This window comes from Acidovorax sp. A1169 (genome assembly GCF_030704685.1).
Lineage (GTDB): Bacteria > Pseudomonadota > Gammaproteobacteria > Burkholderiales > Burkholderiaceae_C > Acidovorax.
The window spans coordinates 433,746-449,719 of record NZ_JAUZDX010000003.1; the positions used below are offsets into that span (position 1 = coordinate 433,746).

The following is a 15,974-nucleotide window of genomic DNA, read 5'->3' on the forward strand; positions in this document are numbered from 1 at the left end:
ATCGGGGTGCATCGCCCCTCACCACTCCCAGAAAGGACTGCCACCTATGACAATCTCGCAATTGCCCCACATCGGCATCGTGATCGGCTCCACACGCGAAGGCCGCTTTGCCGACAAGCCGGCGCAGTGGTTCCACGGCATCGCCAGCCAGCGCACCGATGTCTCGGCCGAACTGATCGACCTGCGCGACTACCCCATGCCCTTTTTCGACGAGGCGCTGTCGCCCGCCTGGGCGCCGGTGAAGAGCGAGGCCGCGCAGCGCTGGGCGCAGAAGCTGGCCACGCTGGACGGGCTGGTGGTGATCACCGCCGAGTACAACCACGGCCCCACGGCCGTGCTCAAGAACGCGTTCGACTACGCGTACAAGGAGTTTGCGCGCAAGCCCATCGGCTTTGTCGGCTATGGCGGCGTGGGTGCGGCGCGCGCCGTGGAGCAACTGCGCCTGGTAGCCACCGAGCTGCAGATGGCCCCCGTGCGCAACGCCGTGCACATGGGCATGGTCGAATTCCTCGGGGTCTGGCAGCAGGGCAAAAGCTTCGATGACTACCCGCACCTGGCCCAGTCGGCCAAAGGCCTGCTCGACGACATGGCCTGGTGGGCCAAGGCGCTCAAGAGCGCAAGGGAGGCTGTATGACCACGAACCTGGCCGAAGCGCCTGCTACCACGGTAACCCGCGCCATCGCCTACCGCACGCGCGGCAACATGCACGGCCCCATCACGCGGCTCGTGAGCCCTGGCGACGTGGGGGAGTGGATCAAGCCCTTCGTCTTTTTGGACCTGTTCGCGTCGGACTCGCCTGCCGCCTTTCGCGGCTTTGGCATGCACCCGCATTCGGGCATTGCCACGCTGACCTACCTGATGGCGGGCGATATGTCCTATGAGGACACTACCGGCAAGAGCGGCACATTGCACGCAGGCAGCGTGGAGTGGATGCGCGCGGGCAACGGCGTGTGGCATACCGGTGCGCCGGCGGGCGATGCGCCATCGCTGGGCTTTCAGCTCTGGGTGGCCTTGCCCGCGGCGCTGGAGAATGCGCCCGCGCTGAGCCAGTACCTGGCGCCCCAGGAGATCCCGCAGGCCGGCCCGGCCCGCGTGCTGCTGGGCAGTCTTGGTGGGGCGCAGAGCCCCATCGAGGCACCCTCGCCCATGACCTACCTGGCCGTGCAGCTGCGCGATGGCGAGCACTGGCGCTATGTGCCGCCTGCTGGCCACACGGTGGCATGGGTGGCGGTGGCAGCGGGCGCGCTGGATGCAGGCGCCGCCGTGGATACCGGGGAGCTTGCGGTGTTCGAGGAGTCGAACGGTGCCATCGACTTCACGGCCCGGGGCGACACGCACTTCGTGCTGGGCTCGGCCGTGAAGCACCCGCACGAGCTGGTGATGGGCCGCTACTCGGTGCACACCAGCCGCGAGGCGTTGGCGCAAGGCGAGGCGGAGATCCGGCGCATTGGCGCGCAGCTGCGGCAGGAAAAGCGCTTGGGCTAGGCTTGGGCAGGTGTGCGCCGGCGCAGCGCCACCCAGCGGCACACACCCGTGGCCACCAGGCCTGTGACCGCGAGCATGGCCGCCATGTGCACCGCCACCGCCGCAAGCGCGAGCAGAAGCGGGCTTGGCGCATCCATGCCCTGCCCCGCGGCACCGCTGCCCAGGCACAGCGGTGCCAGCGCCGGCACCAGCATGAGCCCCGCGCCGTGCAGCGTGGACCCGAGAAACGCACCCAGCACCAGCCCCGCATGCCCGGCCGATGTGCGGGCTTTGCACGGTGCGCGGCGCCACAGGTACACCGCCACAGCAGCCACCAGCAGGCATCCTGCGGCGGCCTGCAGTACGCTGCGCGGCAGCGCCCAGCCCCACACCGCCGCAGCCACCACCAGTACCACCGATGCGGCATGCCCGATGGCAATGGGCAGCAGCGCGCGCAGCGGCTGCGCCTTTACCCGATTGCCGCCAGAGCGCAGGCCCCAGGCGACGGCACAGGCCCAGCCGGTGGCGGGGTTGAGCCCATGCAGGGCGCCCGTGCCGACCATCGCGAGCCAGGGCCACAGCGTGTCCATCCGTGGGCTCCCGGCCTGCATCAGGCCTGGGCGTGGCAGCAGCTACCGGCCGTGGTCGCGGCAGCGGTCGGCGCTGCAGCCAGCGGCGATGGCGCAGGCTGGAAGGGCACGGCGCCCTCGTAGCGGTCGTGGTGGCGCACCCAGTCCATCGTGTACTCGGGGTTGCGCTCGTTGCGGCCCGCGGGGGTGAGGTCAATCAGGGGGTAGGCGCCCATCATCACCTCGACACCGCGGCCGTAGGTGGAGTAGGTGTGGAATACGTCCGTGCCCTCGCCCGGCTCCTTGCAGAACACGCTGATGCCGGGCGCCTCCTCGGCCGGAAAGCGCTGCACCGTGTAGTTGTAGGGCACCTCGCCGCGCGCCACCTGCTCGGTGCTGAAGCTCACGCCATAGTCGTGGTTGAAGTCGCTGCCGCGCGATGACACCCAGTGAAAGCGCCAGCCCATGCGCGCGCGAAAACGCTCGATCTGCGGGAGCTGCGCGCGCGAAACCACCACCAGGGTGATGTCGCGGTGGGCCAGGTGGATGTTCATGCCGTCGATGTGGTCTGCCATGTAAGAACAACTCGGGCAGCCTTGCTCCCACCCCTGCCCGAACATGAAGTGCTGCACCAGCAATTGGCGCCGGCCGTCGAACAGATCGGCCAGGGTGCGCGGGCCGGCGGTGGTGTCGAACAGGTAGGGCTTGTCCACCCGCACCCAGGGCAGCGCGCGGCGCTCGGCGGCGATCTGGTCCTGCTGGCGCGAGAGCTCCTTTTCGCGCAGCAGCAGGGCCTGGCGCGCGGCCAGCCAATCGCTGCGCGGAACGACGGGGTGGTGGAGTGAGGGGTTGTGGGTGGCGGTGGTCATGCGATGCTCCTTTGGGGGTTGGGAATAAGGCGCCCATGCGCGGCTCCAACTGCCCAACATGGGGCAATTGCTGCACGGGCTTTTGGTGAGATAAGGGAGAGCGGGCCGCGGCTGGCCCGCCGGGCGCTATGCCGCTTTGGAGCGGCGAATTGCGCGGACTTTCCCGCTTTCGCCGCCGCCGGCATAGAACAGGTCGGCGCCGTCGGATTCGAGCCCGCTCACGCCCGTACCGGTGGGCATCTGCAGGCGCTCGATCACGGCACCGCTTTGCGGGTCGATGCGGCGGATATCGCTGGCGTCGCCCTCCCAGGTGCCGTGCCACAACTCGCCGTCGACCCAGGTCACACCGGTCACGAAGGCGTTGGATTCGATGGTGCGGCGGATGGCGCCGGTGGCGGGGTCGATCTGGTGGATCTTGCGGTCGCGGTACTGGCCCACCCACAGGCTGCCCTCGGCCCAGGTCAGGCCCGAGTCGGCGCCCTTGCCGGGTGCGGGGATGGAGGCCACCACGGCGCCCGTGGCCGGGTCGATCTTGTCGATGCGCGACTCTGCGATCTGGTACAGGTGCTTGCCGTCGAACGCGGTGCCCGCATCGCAGGGCAGGCCCAGGGTGCGCGTGGTCTCGCCGCTGGCGGGGTCGAAGGCGACCAGGCTGGCGCCCGTCGCGGCCCATACGCGCTGGCCGTCGTGCGTGACGCCGGCCACGGTGCGGGCGCCCGCAAAGGGGCCGTACTCGCGCACGATCTCGGCGGAGCGGGCGGGGACTCCTGTGGGCGCGGTGCGGCTGGCGCTGTCGGGGCTGCAGTCGGTGATTGGCATGGAGTGCTCCGTGTTGGTTGGACCCCGGCTCGGGGGGGCGATGGGTGAACTCTATTCAATCGGCAGCGCAGCGGGGAGTAACAAGATTGGCGTGAATCCCGCCAGGGGCGGGGCCAGCCAGCGCTGCGCACGCGCCTGGCCGATGGAGCGCACGCGGCCCTGCGCCTGCAGATCGGCCAGGGCGCGTTGCACCGTGCGCTGGCTGTCGCCCAGCGCCAGCGCCAGGGCAGAGGTGGACCACGCAGCACCATCCGCCAGCAGGGCCAGCAGCGAGGCCTGCTCACCCGCAATGGGCGGCGCCAGCACCGCCACGGGGCGCCCATCCAGGGGCTGCAGCGCAAAGCCGCGCGCCGTGGCCTCGATGCGGGCCCAGGGCTTGACCAGTGCGCGCAGGCGGCCCAGCTCCACGCGCAGCCGGGCGCGGTGGGTTTCGTCGGGGTGGCGGGTGCGAAAGGCGCTGGCGATCAGCGCGTCGCGCTCGGCATCGCCGGGCCAGGCCTGGGCGAGTTCGCGGGCCAGGGCAAACAGGATGGGCCGGCGCGCGAGGGACAGCCAGGTAGGGGCCGCACCGCTGCCCTCCTCCTCCTGCGACCCCGATCCCAGCCGGTGCCGGCAGGCATCGACCACCAGCACATCCGAGGCGAGCAGCGCCGCGACGTCGTCCAGGCGCAGCAACTGCTCGCGCGCCACACCGCCGCCATCACCATCGCCCGGCAGCAGGCGCCGCGCGGCGGGGCGCTGCAGCGCGGCCAGGGCCTCCTCGACCTCGGCCAGCAGCGCAGGCACGCGGGCGCGCGCTGCCGCTTCGCGGGCCTGGGCCAGCGCATCGCGCGCCGCTGCCACGCGCAGCGAGCGCAGGGCCAGCTCGGCCAAAGTGAGCGCCGCCACGGCCGCCAGCGCGGGCGGCATGCCCGGCTCCCGCAGGTCGATGGGGGCCAGCAGGGCTGCAGCCTCGCCCAGCCGGCCCATCAGCAGCCACTGGCGCGCGGCGATGAGCCTTGCCTGCAGGGCATTGGCCCGGTCGCCCCTGGTTGCCAGCACCGTGGCTGCAGCCACCAAGGCATGCGGCGGCCCTTTCAGGTCGCGCAGGGCCAGGGCCACCTCAGCCTCGGCGACCACGCAGCGGGCGCGGGCCAGCTCCTCGTGCGCGCCAAAGCCCCTGGCCGCGCGGCGCAGCAGCTCGCGCGCCCGGGGGTGCTCGCCCAGCTGCGCCATGGCAATGCCGCGCAGCGCCAGCGCCGGCGGGTCATCGCGCAGGGCCACCCGCTGCAGGGCGCCCAGCGCATCGCCGGCGGCAAGCGCACGGGCGGCGGCGGTGATCAGGGAATCCATGGTACGGCAGGCTACACGACTACGGCACTTGCAATTTGTTTCCTCAGAAACTAAATTTCAGCCGCAGATAGTTTCCACAGAAACAAAACATGAAGAAAAACCCATCACCCCACCCCAGCCCGCTCGAAGCCCACCTGGGCTACTGGCTGCGCTTTGTCTCCAACCAGGTGTCGGCCGGGTTCCAGCAGGCGGTGGAGGCATCGGGCGTTTCCGTCACCGACTGGGTGGCGCTGCGCACGCTGTTCGATGCGGACGGTGCCGACAACCCCGCCACCCACGCCACGCTGACCCAGGCCCTGGGCATGACCAAGGGCGCCGTCTCCAAGGTGGTGGCGCGGCTGGAGGACAAGGGCCTGGTGGCCCGTGCGGATGCACTGCAGGACGCGCGCAGCCACACCCTGTCACTCACCCCGGCCGGCCGCGCCCTGGTGCCCGTGCTGGCCGCCAAGGCCGATGCCAACGACGAACAGTTCTTCGGCCACCTGCCTGCGGCCGAGCGCCAGCGCCTCGCGCGCCTGCTGCAGGAGATGGTGCGTCTGCACCAGTGGCAGGAAGTGCCGCGAAGCTGATTCCGAGAACCCACCACAGCGAGATGCCCATGAACGAAACGACCATCGCCACCATCGAACGCTGCGCCCAATCATCCAAGGACGGCACGGCCCATTTCGGCGCCATCATGCAGGCCCTCACCGAGGCCGGCGCGGAGGCGTATTTTGCGGACTACCGCAGCAACGCGACCACCTACTACCTGCCCGGTGGCGAGACGCATACCGTGGCCCTGCAGAAGCCTGCCACGCCCATCACACAGGGCTTCGACGCGGCCGGTGTGCAGGTCGCCATCCGGGGCGCGCAGCGCGGCGAGGTCATGTACCCCGAGTTCCTTGAGCTCTCACGCGCAGCGGGCTGTGTGGGCTACATGGTATGGCTGGCGGGGCGGCATGTGAGCTATTTCGGCCGCAAGGGGAAGGTGCATGTGGAGCGGTTTCCGGACGGGAAGTGAGCACAGCAGACGATCTCCTCACAACCAGAGCACTGCACTGCAATGCACTGCGCAGCCAAGGGCCTTTCGCCGTGGCCCCTGGGCCATGCACTGTGCATAGAATTTCGCCATGACCCGCCCTCACCCCCAACTCACGCCAGCGCAGTTGAAAAGCATTGCCGCCCATTCGCGTGGGCAGATCCTGAACGAGGCGCGGCAGCGGGAGCTCGACGCATCGCTTACCAGCCTAGAGCGCTCCTTCGTCGAATCCGAGGCGCGGATGAAACAGTTGCGCAAGACCAACGCCTGGTGGGACCGGTATGGGCATTGGTTTGCCCGTGCCGCGCTGGTTCCCGTCGTGGTCCTGGCCGTCGGACTGATCGCCATGGTGGCCACCGGCCTCTGGAGTGGCGAAATCAACGTGATTTCCAGAAGCAGCAAAGCGATGTCGGGCCGGATAGATAGCCCCGTTGCCTACTGGCTGGCGGTTGTCCACCACTCGCTCATGGCAGCGTTTGTCACGTACGTGGCCACCGTGGTGTTTCAGCTGTCGCGCTCCCGGATGGAACCCGAAATAAGCGCATCGGATACGGTGGAACTCTTCGAAGTCACTGCGCAGTCCAGCGATCCCCAGCCGGTGGTTGGCTCCTCAGGCATGTCGCTGCACACCTTCGATGCTGATGCACGTCACGGAAAGGCCGATCACTCCGCCGCAACCGCCTCGACCTCCAACAGCCAGGTCTCATCGTAGATACCGGCGATTATGACCGTGAGCGCCGGGGCATGGCCGCCCAGCGCGCGCCGGCGCGCCTCACCATTCTCCTGAGCGTATTGGCGCGATGAGAGAAACGTGGTCACCTTCACCAGGTTGGCCACGCCCATGCCCGCGGCATCGAGCTGGGCCAGGATGTTGGCCCACACCAAGTCGGCCTGCTCGGCGAAGCTGGCAGGCACCCCGCCGGCCCGGTCCACGGGAATCTGCCCGCTGATGACCAGCCAGCGCGTGGCGCCCCGCACGTCGAGCGCTTGGGAATATCCACCAGAGGGGTGCGGTGCCTGGGACGAGTTGACAGGGGTGGATTGCATGGGTGGAAAATTTCCGCTATAGCCTGGCCGCATGGACCCGGTCCATCAGGTCCTCGACCAGCGGATGCTCGCGAAACGGATTGAGCCGCAAGCTTGCCACCGGGCTGAACGCAATCTTCCGACTGAACGCAGTGGATTTGACGAAGTGAAGTGTCATGACCTCCCCGTCGGAGTCCACCTCGACCGACCGTAGATTGGTCAGCGGGATTCGTTCCGTGACCTCTCCACGACTGACCAACAGATGATCTCCACAGTCCTGCACTTTATCTGCCAGATCGGAGGAAAAGACCATATCCAGTAACCAGAAGAATGCAATCGTTCCGCACGCTTCAAGGACCAACCGCCAGGACCAACCATCTTCCATCACACGAAAAGCACCCAGTAGCAGCAGTCCGAACACGATGATGAGAAAGCGGCTCCACTTAGAACAGGAAGACAAGGAAGAAGACAGTTGTCTCATGAAGCAGAGGTTCGGCGGACTTAAATTTGCTCGTCCCAAAAAGACAGCCCATGGACACGGAAGGTAACGGCGTCACCTTCTTGAGGAGACTTGCCTGCGAAATCCTTGTCCGACAGGAAAAAAGTCGCAGCACCAGCGACTGCAGCCACCACGACGGAACCGGAAGGATCGGAGGCAGCCCATGCCGAAGCAATCCGGCCATGCACTTGAAATGAGCCTTGCTCCTCCAGCGCGACCATTGCCTCCTCAAAATGCGGTGGCGCAGCCCGTTCAAGACCGCTAACCCGCTCCTGAGCAAGCTCCCCATACAGCGTTCGACCAAGATACTCCGAAACATCATTCCCAAAGGGGACAAGGCGCGCTGTACCGCGAACCATTGCGGACGAGAACCGCACAGGGTAGCTGGGTCGCTGCGTGAACCCCAACCGCTTCATGTCGCGGATGTCGATGCTTTCGATGGTGATGTCCACAGGCAAATCTTAATGGTATTGGGTCGTGCACATTGTGCATGTGTCGCCTTCCACCAGGCCAAGACAAATTGGCAGCGCTGCACCTGCCCAACCGCCTGTCTGTGCGGCCCAGGCATATTCGCTGATTTGCCCGTGGCACGGGGCGCCTGCTCATCCTCCGTCTCGCAAGTGCCGGCCTAGAAACCCCAGCACCCGGCGCTCATACGCCCCAGGGCCGTAGGCATGCAGATCCACATGCCCAGCCCCCTCCACGCGCCAGAGCTCCTTGGGCCCATCCGCTGCGTCGAAGAGTTGCTCGGTCTCGGCCCAGGTGGTGTGCCGGTCCTGTGCGCCAGAGGCAATGAGCGCGGGCGCCCCCAGGCGGGCGATGCGCTCGATGGGCCGCAGGTCGCTGGTCGATACCCCGGCGCGCAGCGGCAGCTGCCACAGCAAGGGCCCGGCCAGCACCGCGCCCGCAGGGCCCAGCACCGTGGTCAGCCGGTTGGTCACGGCGTCTTCGATGGTGGGGTACATGGATTCGAGCACCACGGCATCCGGCGCAGGGGAAGGCAGGGCCAGCACGGCGGCGGCGGCGCCCAGGGAGACACCGATGACCGCGATGCGCTCGCCCGGACTTTCGCGCCGCAGAAAGTCGAGGGCCGCCTTCACCCCTGCCGCCTCGCGCGCGCCAAAGGTGATGCGGTCGCCAGTGCTCTGGCCGTGCGCAGGCAGATCGATCAGCAAGGCGGCGTAGCCTTCCCGGTTCAGGAACCTGGCGCGGCCCAACATCTGAGTGCGGTCGGAGCGCACGCCGTGGAGCAGCAGCACGGCGCCCCGGCCTCGCTGGCCCGGTGCAAACCAGCCAGCCACATGGCCGGCAGGGGCGGTGTCGATGCGGACCTCGCGCGCCGAAAAATCTTTCGGTGGCGGGCCTATGGTGCGGGTGGCAGGATGGCTGAGCCATTCGCCTGCGCACAAGGCTGCAACGACGAAACCGAGCAACAGCACCAATGCCCACAGGGCAAGTATCCCAACGCGGCGCCCAACCATCACCGGTACGAACAAGTTCTCTGGACGGGCCTCAAGTGATCCCCTCCACCGACACATCCTCGAACCCCGGCTCCTGCGCAATGAGCCCATGGAAAAACACCAGGCACGGATCGTCGCCAGCCATCTTGGCCTTGCCAAGCACGCGCTCCTTGAGCGAGCGGTGCTTGGTCAGCGACAGAACCCATTCGTGCTTGCCGTCTTCGCTCTCATTGGCGGCCGCGCCGACCATGTAGGTGCGACCCTCCCAGCTCACATGCGCGTACCAGCCCCAGTCTTCGGCGTCCGCGTCGGTCATTTCCAGCTGCGCCGGCACGCGCGTGCGCAGCCATTCGAGCAGCGAATGCCCCCGGATGGGGTTGATGGGGTTGTCAGGCTCCAGCGAGACGTCGAAGAGCCGGGTGTGGAAGTGGATGGCAGGTTCCATGGGTGGACAAATTGGCAGCAGGACGGGCCAGACACTCTAGTCCACTGAGACCGAGAAATCGGCTATGCGTGAGGGTCTGGCAGGGCCGCAATCTAGGCGGCTGGCGCAGCCGGGTTACACACCCGGCGAGCACGGCGACGACGAGTGCGGCCCTGCCAGACCCTCACCCTTCGGGCCGGGGTGGCAGCGGGCGCATCGCAGCGTTGCGGGCTTTGCCAAGGCGGCCAGCCTTGGCCGCAGCCCGCGCCTTGTGCTGCATCCCGCTGCCACCCCGGCGCACAGCCGATTTCTCGGTCTCAGCGGACTAGGCGAGCGTATCACCCGCGCGTGACCTCTCCAACCGAATTTTGCCCAGGCCCGCAAGCCCAGGCCGGACGAACCTGCGTACCATGCGCCCTGCTGCAGAGCCGATCAGGACGACAACCACATTGCAGGAGACAGGCGCCACCATGCAGGCCCACACCACCACGAGCGCGCCCCAACGACTGGCAGCCCCAGCCTTCGGGCCACTGCGCGCGCTGAGCGCCAGCCTGCTGCAATTGGCCGCCGTGGCGCGCACCACGCCGCCGCAGGCCATGCTGCAGGAGGCGCTCGATATCCTGCGCACCTCCCTGGTCGGGTTCGACACCGCCTGGTGGGGCGAGGTGTCGGCCGGCCATGCCGATGCGCCACCGCGCAACTGGCTGCACGGCAGCATTGGCCTTTCCAAAAGCTTTGCCACGGAGTGGAATGCGCTGGCCATGGCCGATGTGTTTGCGCAGCAGTCGATGGACCGGCTGGGCGTGGTGATCCGCGAGAGCGCCGACGATGTGCCCGACCTGCCTGCTGGCGCGATGCCGGTGGACATCGAGGCGTTCTGCCGGCGCCACGGGCTGTACCACTGCATGGCGATCACGGTGGCCATGCCGCGCAGCGGGCTGATGTTCTTCGTGAGCATGTACCGCGGCCCGGGCCAGCCCAACTTCACCGACCAGGAGGCGGCGCTGTTCGGCGAGTTCGTGCCGCACCTGCTGGGCCACTGGCAGCACCGGCTGGAGCAATTGCAGACGGCGCCCGCAGGCAACGGCCCGTGGGACAGCTATGCGCTGGCCGATGGCGCCGGCCAACTGCTCTTCGTGGGCCTGCGCGTGGGGCTGGCGCTGGATGCGGCCTACCCGCAGTGGTCGGGCACCGCCCTGCCCGCTGCGCTCCTCGATGCCCTGCCTGCCACGCTGCCGGGCAGCCTGCTGTTGGTCAAGGCCTGCCGGCTGCGGCTGGAGGCCTGTGGGCCGCTGCTCGCGATCAGCATTCCGTCGCCCCACGCCAGCAAGCCGCCGCTGGCCCCGCGCGAACTAAGCGCGGCCACGCTGTACGCGCACGGCCATTCGTACAAGGACATTGCCGCCACACTGGGCCTGACGCCAGCCACGGTGCGCACCTACCTGCGCAGCGCCTATGCGCAGCTGGGGGTGCGCAACAAGGTGGAGCTCGTAACAGCCTTGCGCAGGCAGTAAATCAAGCCACTCGGTGTTTTCCCATGCCCTCTGCATTTGCAGAGGCTGCAGCGCGCATGTCCGTCCCTATCGTTGCGCCCGGAGCCCCAAGGCTCCAGAAGATCCAAGCAACAACAGGAGACGCATTCCATGTTCCCCAGCCACCCGTTCGCCGGCACCGCCAGCGGCCACCCCGGCGTGCGCGCCGCAACCCTTGGCACGCTGTGTACGCTCACGGCCCTTGCGCTCACCGCCTGTGGCGGCAGCGACAGCAGCGCGCCCGTTGCCAGCCAGCCGCTGGCCCAGGCCTGCCCCAGCTACCGCACGGCCACCCTGCCCCATGGCGCCACGATCACCCGCACCGAACTGCGCGCGGCCGAGGGCCTGCTGCCCGAGGTGTGCATCGTGCGCGGCGAGATCGTCTCGTCGCCCCAGTCCACCATCCACTGGGCGGTGGAGCTGCCTGCGGGCACGGTGTGGAATGGCAAGACGCTGACCGTGGGCGGTGGCGCGTTCGACGGCTTCATCCCCACCGACGACCCGTGGTACCAGCACATCATCGGCGCATCGGCCCACACCTATGTGAAGATGAGTTCGGACTCGGGCCACCTGGCTCCGGGCTTTGCCTGGGGCGCGAGCGACGTGGCGCTACGCAACCATGCCTTCGACGCCAACCACTTCGTGCTGGAGGTGGGCACGGCCATCGCCGCCGACTTCTACGGCAAGCGCCCTGCGCGCCGCTATCACATCGGCCACTCCAACGGCGGGCGCTCGGCCCTGGCCGCCACGCAAAACTACCCCAAGGACTATGACGGCGTGGTCGCCATGGAGCCCGCCATCAGCCAGCAGGCCCACCAGACCAACCTGGGGCCCACGGTGCTGCGCCATATCTTCTCCAAACCCGAGAACTGGCTGAGCCCCGCCAAGATAGCGCTGTACGCCAAGGCCGAGACGCAGGCCTGCGACGGCCTGGATGGCCTGAAGGACGGCATCATCGGCAACGTGGCGGCCTGCACCTACGTGCCCACCGAGCTGCTGTGCAAGGGTGCCGACAACGACAGCTGCCTGACCGCCGGGCAGATCGAATCGGTGCGCCTGATCTACGCAAGCAAGGATGTTCCGGTGACCCTGTCGCAGGGCGCGCGCGGCTACCCCGGCTTTGGCCGCGGTGGCGCGGCCACGTCGGACTGGGAGGCCTATGTGTTCGGCCCCAGTTTCGAGGCCCGCGACTCCTTCAACTACATGGCCGTTTCCGCAGCCGCACGCCTGGTCGAGGGCAACCCCGCTGCCGACCTGCTCCAGCACGACCCCACCCGGTACCAGGCCCCGTACCTGCGCCTGGCGAACATGATCGACGCGACCAACCCCGACATATCGGCCTTTGCCGACAACGGCGGCAAGCTGCTGATCTGGTATGGCATGGGCGATGCCTGCGTGTCGGTGTACCGCACGGCCGAGTACCTGGACAGCGTGCGCCAGCGCCTGGGTGCCAGCAAGGTGCAGGGCTTTGCGCGCATGCTGACCTCGCCCTCCAACGGCCACAACCTCGATGGCCCGGGCACCGACCCCGTGAGCATCGACCTGCTGGCCGCCATGGACGCCTGGGTGGAGCGCGGCACCGCTCCCGACAGACTGGTGGCCACCCGCTACGAGCCCGCCGACCCGCGCGCCGGCCAGCAGACCCCGGTGCTGCAGCGCCCGGTGTGCGAGTACCCGAAGTTCCCGCGCTATGACGGCAAGGGCGACCCGGCGAAGGCGGAGAGTTTCAGCTGCTCTGCGGTGTGATACCCCAAGCACCAGCCCTGCGTGAGGAGGCGGGCGGTTAGGGTCAGCCATTCGCTCGCAGCGCCATGCACGTATTGCGAGGCCCGCCGAAGCAGTTGCGTGAAGGGTACAGCGGGCACACGGCCAGGTGCGGCATGTGCCAGTTGTGTGCATTGCTTCACAACTGGCGGCATTGCTGCGCCGCGCAAGGCCGGCGTGCCGCCGAACGCCAACACAATCGCATCTGCCAAGCGCTTCACAACAACAACCAGGCCCTTTTCTTGAAAAAATCCCCTGCACTCAAAGCCCTCCTCGTGGTCCTCATCGGCGTTGCGGCCATCACGCTCTTCGTCGGCAAACGCTGGTACGACTATGTCAGCAAGGCCAAGTCGCCCTATGAGGAGATAGGCATCGAGCTCAACTCCCGCGCACCGGGGCCACTGAACCGCTGGGGCTGCGCGCAGCTGCAGGAGCGGTTTGCCAAGTCCATTCCGCCGTACGGTTGCGCCGCTGGCGACGGCCGGCAGTGGAAGTGATGCGCGCTGCCGCCGAGAACCCCTTGCGCCCCCTCTTCCCTTCCTTGAAACGAGTCACCGTGTTCACCAAAATTCTGGCAGCCTCGGCTGTCCTGGCAGCCTTCACCCTGGGTGCCGCAGGCACCGCCCACGCCCAAAGCTACAAGCTCAACATGCCGCTGCCCGAGGACGGCGACACCGTCCTGCGGGACATCACCGTCACGCCCAAGGGCACCACGGTGACCATCGTGCTGGGCAATACCACCGACGAAATCGGTGAGGCTTGCATCCACCCTAACCACCGCCCCGAAGCGTTCACGATCAAGGACCTGGACAGCGGACTGGTGCTCAAGCAACTGGGCGTCACGGGGATCAGGTCGTGCGCGCGGGGTATGGACACCATCCGGCCGGGCAAGCGCAAGATCGTGAAGGTGCAGTTCGAGACCCTGCCGGCCACCGCGCGCCGCCTGCAGGTGGGCGAGAACAACTGCAAGCAGAAGGAAGACGACGACATGCACTACTACTGCTTTGCCGAAGTCGTGCTGAAAAGCCCGAAGTAATTCGCGGTAACCGGCCGACTGCGCACGGGCATGCGGCCAGCCGGCAATGTCGGCCAGGCGCCCGTTATTGGGGGCTGCCGCCCTGGCAGGCCACCCCATATTTTATTGTGGCATCCGTGGCAAATGTCACACACCAGCGCCGCCGTTCCAAGTGTTACTTCCTGGCGCGGCCACAGCGCGTGCGCGTCCAGATAATCCCCGCATGGAGTGAGGAAAAGGGGCTCGCTGCAAGCGTGCCCCTGGGCTCCATGGGTCGGACCGAAAAAACACACACAACCAATCGCGTACCTCTATGAAAATCTCTTCTGCCCTGCGCCTGGGCCTGGCCAAATACCTGGCCTATTCGCTGCTCGCGCTGCTTTTGATCCCGCTGGCCGCCTACCTGTTCACGGGGTATGCCCAACGCGACGAAGACACCCAATTCATTGCCCGCATCAGCCAGCGCATCGATGCCGAGAAGGCCATGCCCGCCGCCGAGAAGCAGGTGCAAAAGGACTTCTACCGCGCCAACCCGCCGTCCACCATCTGCACCAACCAGGACCCCGAGGTGGCCGACTACCGCGATGCCATGTGCGAGACCTATGGCGAGCTGTGGCAGTTCAACCTGGTGCGCAAGCTGTCGCTGTGGAGCATGGTGGCCGGCGTGGTGCTGCTGGTGGCCGTGCTGGCTCTCGGTGCCCTGGCATTCGTCAACCGCAGGCTGCAGTACACCAGCTTCGTCACCGGCTGGCACCTGACCACCTGGGCCAGCGCCACCTCGCTGGTGGTGCAGGGCGCGCTCGCGGTGTGGCTGTCATTCTGGGTGACGGCGTTCTTCATGCACAAATACTGGCCCAAGCTCATCATCCTGGTGGGGATCGTGGTCGCGTGCGGGGTCTTCATGGCGGTGGTGAGCATCTTCAAGCGCGTGCAGCTGAACAACGGCGTGGATGGCGAGCTGCTTAGCGAGGCAGATGCCCCCCTGCTGTGGGCACGCATCCGCCACATGGCCGAGCGCTTGAAGACCGAGCCGCCGCGCAACATCGTAGCCGGCATCGACGCCAACTTCTTCGTGACCGAGGCGCCCCTCACCGTGGGCAACCAGCAACTCACGGGGCGCACGCTGTTCGTGAGCATTCCTTTGCTGCGCCTGCTCGACCAGTCCGAAGCCGATGCCGTCTTGGGCCACGAGCTGGCGCACTTGCGCGGCGGCGATACCCAGAGCAGCGCGCTGCTGGGCCCCAAGATCAACCAGTACGACCACTACCGCCGTGCCATGCGTGAGGGCATCGTGTCTGCCGTGTTCCTGCCCCTGATCGACCTGTACCGCACCATCTTCGAGGTGGCGCTGGCGCGCGAGAGCCGCGCACGCGAGTTCCAGGCCGACCGCACTGCCGCCCAGCTCATCTCGCCCGATGCGATTGCCCAGTCGCTGGTCAAGATCGTGGCCTATGCACAGTACCGCTCCAAGATCGAAAACGAGCTCTTCGGCCAGAATCGCAAGCACGACGCCGCCGCACTGGGCATTGCCAGCTACGTGGCCCAGGGTCTGTCGCCCTACGCCGCATCGGCCGACTTCTTGAACGAGATGAAGACGGCCAACGTGCCCCACCCATTCGACTCGCACCCCGCCATGCCCGAGCGCATGCGCGCCGTGGGTGTGACCTTGGCCGAGAGCGACTACGGCGCCATCGTCGTGCGCGTGCCGGCCGCCACCTGGGCGCAGCAGATCCTCACGGCCGATGCCATCGAGCAGCGCATGTGGGGCGCGTACGAGCAGGCCTTTGCCGCCGACCACGAGCGCAGCCTGGCCTACCGCTACGAGCCGGCCAACGACGAAGAGCGTGCACTGGTGCTGCAGTATTTTCCGCCGGTGCAGTACGCCTTGAAGGGCAGCGACACGGTGGCCGTGAGCATCGAGGGCATCGCCACCTCGGCCGATGGCGTGACCGTGGCCTGGGACGCCATCAAGGCGCTGGAGTTCAAGGAGAGCACCTGGGGCAACGCCCTGATCGTCACGCATCCCGAAAAAGCCATGATCGGCGCCAAGACCAGCAAGATCAAGCTTGGCGGCCTGAAGAAGGAGAAGGACGATTTCAACGCCACCGTGGGCCACTACTGGCAGCGCCACCAGATCATGCGGGCGCAGCAGCAGGAAGCCTGAGCCCGGCCCGCCATGCCGG

19 protein-coding genes are annotated in these 15,974 nt (G+C 67.4%); 10 read left to right on the plus strand and 9 right to left on the minus strand.

What is annotated here, in order from left to right:
• The first annotated feature begins 46 nt into the window (after positions 1-46).
• Complete coding sequence (locus QYL93_RS08195; protein ID WP_305743197.1) at positions 47-634, plus strand: NADPH-dependent FMN reductase; 588 nt, start codon at positions 47-49, stop codon at positions 632-634.
• Positions 631-1,485 (plus strand): pirin family protein, encoded by an 855-nt coding sequence (locus QYL93_RS08200; RefSeq protein WP_305743198.1) that lies wholly within the window; start codon positions 631-633, stop codon positions 1,483-1,485. Before QYL93_RS08195 ends, QYL93_RS08200 begins: the two co-directional genes overlap by 4 nt.
• On the opposite strand, the gene QYL93_RS08205 is transcribed toward QYL93_RS08200, so the two are convergent.
• From QYL93_RS08205 to QYL93_RS08220, 4 genes are all read right to left on the minus strand, one after another.
• Positions 1,482-2,054: a hypothetical protein gene (locus QYL93_RS08205; protein WP_305743199.1), complete on the minus strand. Its 573-nt coding sequence runs from the start codon at positions 2,052-2,054 to the stop codon at positions 1,482-1,484. The two genes, QYL93_RS08200 and QYL93_RS08205, sit on opposite strands and share 4 nt — an antisense overlap.
• Positions 2,055-2,074: 20 nt before the next feature.
• Positions 2,075-2,902 carry a thioredoxin family protein gene (locus QYL93_RS08210; RefSeq protein WP_305743200.1) on the minus strand — a complete coding sequence of 276 codons (828 nt, stop codon included), beginning with the start codon at positions 2,900-2,902 and terminating at the stop codon, positions 2,075-2,077.
• 126 nt (positions 2,903-3,028) lie between these two features.
• Positions 3,029-3,721, minus strand: a complete 693-nt coding sequence (locus tag QYL93_RS08215) for a hypothetical protein (protein WP_305743201.1) — start codon at positions 3,719-3,721, stop codon at positions 3,029-3,031.
• A 51-nt stretch (positions 3,722-3,772) separates the two neighbouring features.
• Entirely contained in the window at positions 3,773-5,053 is a 1,281-nt protein-coding gene (locus tag QYL93_RS08220; RefSeq protein WP_305743202.1) for a helix-turn-helix domain-containing protein, read from the minus strand.
• Positions 5,054-5,142: 89 nt separating this feature from the next.
• Between QYL93_RS08220 and QYL93_RS08225 the strand changes: the two genes are divergently transcribed.
• From QYL93_RS08225 to QYL93_RS08235, 3 genes are all read left to right on the plus strand, one after another.
• Positions 5,143-5,622 carry a MarR family winged helix-turn-helix transcriptional regulator gene (locus tag QYL93_RS08225; protein ID WP_305743203.1) on the plus strand — a complete coding sequence of 160 codons (480 nt, stop codon included), beginning with the start codon at positions 5,143-5,145 and terminating at the stop codon, positions 5,620-5,622.
• A 29-nt stretch (positions 5,623-5,651) separates the two neighbouring features.
• Entirely contained in the window at positions 5,652-6,053 is a 402-nt protein-coding gene (locus QYL93_RS08230; protein WP_305743204.1) for a DUF1398 family protein, read from the plus strand.
• 109 nt (positions 6,054-6,162) lie between these two features.
• Entirely contained in the window at positions 6,163-6,783 is a 621-nt protein-coding gene (locus QYL93_RS08235) for a hypothetical protein (RefSeq protein ID WP_305743205.1), read from the plus strand.
• Here the strand turns inward: QYL93_RS08235 and QYL93_RS08240 are convergent.
• The 5 genes from QYL93_RS08240 to QYL93_RS08260 form a co-directional block, all read right to left on the minus strand.
• Entirely contained in the window at positions 6,735-7,118 is a 384-nt protein-coding gene (locus tag QYL93_RS08240) for a RidA family protein (protein ID WP_305743206.1), read from the minus strand. The genes QYL93_RS08235 and QYL93_RS08240 overlap by 49 nt on opposite strands.
• Before the next feature lie 16 nt (positions 7,119-7,134).
• Positions 7,135-7,578 (minus strand): hypothetical protein, encoded by a 444-nt coding sequence (locus QYL93_RS08245; RefSeq protein ID WP_305743207.1) that lies wholly within the window; start codon positions 7,576-7,578, stop codon positions 7,135-7,137.
• A gap of 20 nt (positions 7,579-7,598) precedes the next feature.
• Positions 7,599-8,048 (minus strand): hypothetical protein, encoded by a 450-nt coding sequence (locus QYL93_RS08250; protein WP_305743208.1) that lies wholly within the window; start codon positions 8,046-8,048, stop codon positions 7,599-7,601.
• 150 nt (positions 8,049-8,198) lie between these two features.
• Positions 8,199-9,035, minus strand: a complete 837-nt coding sequence (locus tag QYL93_RS08255) for an alpha/beta hydrolase (protein ID WP_305743209.1) — start codon at positions 9,033-9,035, stop codon at positions 8,199-8,201.
• A gap of 73 nt (positions 9,036-9,108) precedes the next feature.
• Positions 9,109-9,501 carry a hypothetical protein gene (locus QYL93_RS08260; protein ID WP_057265432.1) on the minus strand — a complete coding sequence of 131 codons (393 nt, stop codon included), beginning with the start codon at positions 9,499-9,501 and terminating at the stop codon, positions 9,109-9,111.
• Positions 9,502-9,950: 449 nt separating this feature from the next.
• Here QYL93_RS08260 and QYL93_RS08265 point away from each other — a divergent pair, with 449 nt between their 5' ends.
• The 5 genes from QYL93_RS08265 (at position 9,951) to QYL93_RS08285 (ending at position 15,955) form a co-directional block, all read left to right on the plus strand.
• Positions 9,951-10,994 carry a helix-turn-helix transcriptional regulator gene (locus QYL93_RS08265; protein ID WP_305743210.1) on the plus strand — a complete coding sequence of 348 codons (1,044 nt, stop codon included), beginning with the start codon at positions 9,951-9,953 and terminating at the stop codon, positions 10,992-10,994.
• 129 nt (positions 10,995-11,123) lie between these two features.
• Complete coding sequence (locus tag QYL93_RS08270) at positions 11,124-12,758, plus strand: tannase/feruloyl esterase family alpha/beta hydrolase (RefSeq protein WP_305743211.1); 1,635 nt, start codon at positions 11,124-11,126, stop codon at positions 12,756-12,758.
• 260 nt (positions 12,759-13,018) lie between these two features.
• On the plus strand, positions 13,019-13,273 hold the full coding sequence (locus QYL93_RS08275) for a hypothetical protein (RefSeq protein WP_218885700.1): 255 nt from the start codon (positions 13,019-13,021) through the stop codon (positions 13,271-13,273).
• A gap of 59 nt (positions 13,274-13,332) precedes the next feature.
• Complete coding sequence (locus QYL93_RS08280) at positions 13,333-13,812, plus strand: hypothetical protein (protein ID WP_305743212.1); 480 nt, start codon at positions 13,333-13,335, stop codon at positions 13,810-13,812.
• A 292-nt stretch (positions 13,813-14,104) separates the two neighbouring features.
• Positions 14,105-15,955 (plus strand): M48 family metallopeptidase, encoded by a 1,851-nt coding sequence (locus QYL93_RS08285; RefSeq protein ID WP_305743213.1) that lies wholly within the window; start codon positions 14,105-14,107, stop codon positions 15,953-15,955.
• The last annotated feature ends 19 nt before the right edge of the window (positions 15,956-15,974 follow it).

Excerpts from the sequence above, each read along its gene's own strand:
- QYL93_RS08245 (WP_305743207.1), bottom strand. The coding sequence starts at position 7,578 with ATGAGACAACTGTCTTCTTCCTTGTCTTCCTGTTCTAAGTGGAGCCGC.
- QYL93_RS08210 (WP_305743200.1), bottom strand. The coding sequence starts at position 2,902 with ATGACCACCGCCACCCACAACCCCTCACTCCACCACCCCGTCGTTCCG.
- QYL93_RS08220 (WP_305743202.1), bottom strand. The coding sequence starts at position 5,053 with ATGGATTCCCTGATCACCGCCGCCGCCCGTGCGCTTGCCGCCGGCGAT.
- QYL93_RS08230 (WP_305743204.1), top strand. The coding sequence starts at position 5,652 with ATGAACGAAACGACCATCGCCACCATCGAACGCTGCGCCCAATCATCC.
- QYL93_RS08265 (WP_305743210.1), top strand. The coding sequence starts at position 9,951 with ATGCAGGCCCACACCACCACGAGCGCGCCCCAACGACTGGCAGCCCCA.
- QYL93_RS08260 (WP_057265432.1), bottom strand. The coding sequence starts at position 9,501 with ATGGAACCTGCCATCCACTTCCACACCCGGCTCTTCGACGTCTCGCTG.
- QYL93_RS08215 (WP_305743201.1), bottom strand. The coding sequence starts at position 3,721 with ATGCCAATCACCGACTGCAGCCCCGACAGCGCCAGCCGCACCGCGCCC.
- QYL93_RS08240 (WP_305743206.1), bottom strand. The coding sequence starts at position 7,118 with ATGCAATCCACCCCTGTCAACTCGTCCCAGGCACCGCACCCCTCTGGT.
- QYL93_RS08270 (WP_305743211.1), top strand. The coding sequence starts at position 11,124 with ATGTTCCCCAGCCACCCGTTCGCCGGCACCGCCAGCGGCCACCCCGGC.
- QYL93_RS08205 (WP_305743199.1), bottom strand. The coding sequence starts at position 2,054 with ATGGACACGCTGTGGCCCTGGCTCGCGATGGTCGGCACGGGCGCCCTG.
- QYL93_RS08225 (WP_305743203.1), top strand. The coding sequence starts at position 5,143 with ATGAAGAAAAACCCATCACCCCACCCCAGCCCGCTCGAAGCCCACCTG.
- QYL93_RS08235 (WP_305743205.1), top strand. The coding sequence starts at position 6,163 with ATGACCCGCCCTCACCCCCAACTCACGCCAGCGCAGTTGAAAAGCATT.
- QYL93_RS08195 (WP_305743197.1), top strand. The coding sequence starts at position 47 with ATGACAATCTCGCAATTGCCCCACATCGGCATCGTGATCGGCTCCACA.
- QYL93_RS08200 (WP_305743198.1), top strand. The coding sequence starts at position 631 with ATGACCACGAACCTGGCCGAAGCGCCTGCTACCACGGTAACCCGCGCC.
- QYL93_RS08285 (WP_305743213.1), top strand. The coding sequence starts at position 14,105 with ATGAAAATCTCTTCTGCCCTGCGCCTGGGCCTGGCCAAATACCTGGCC.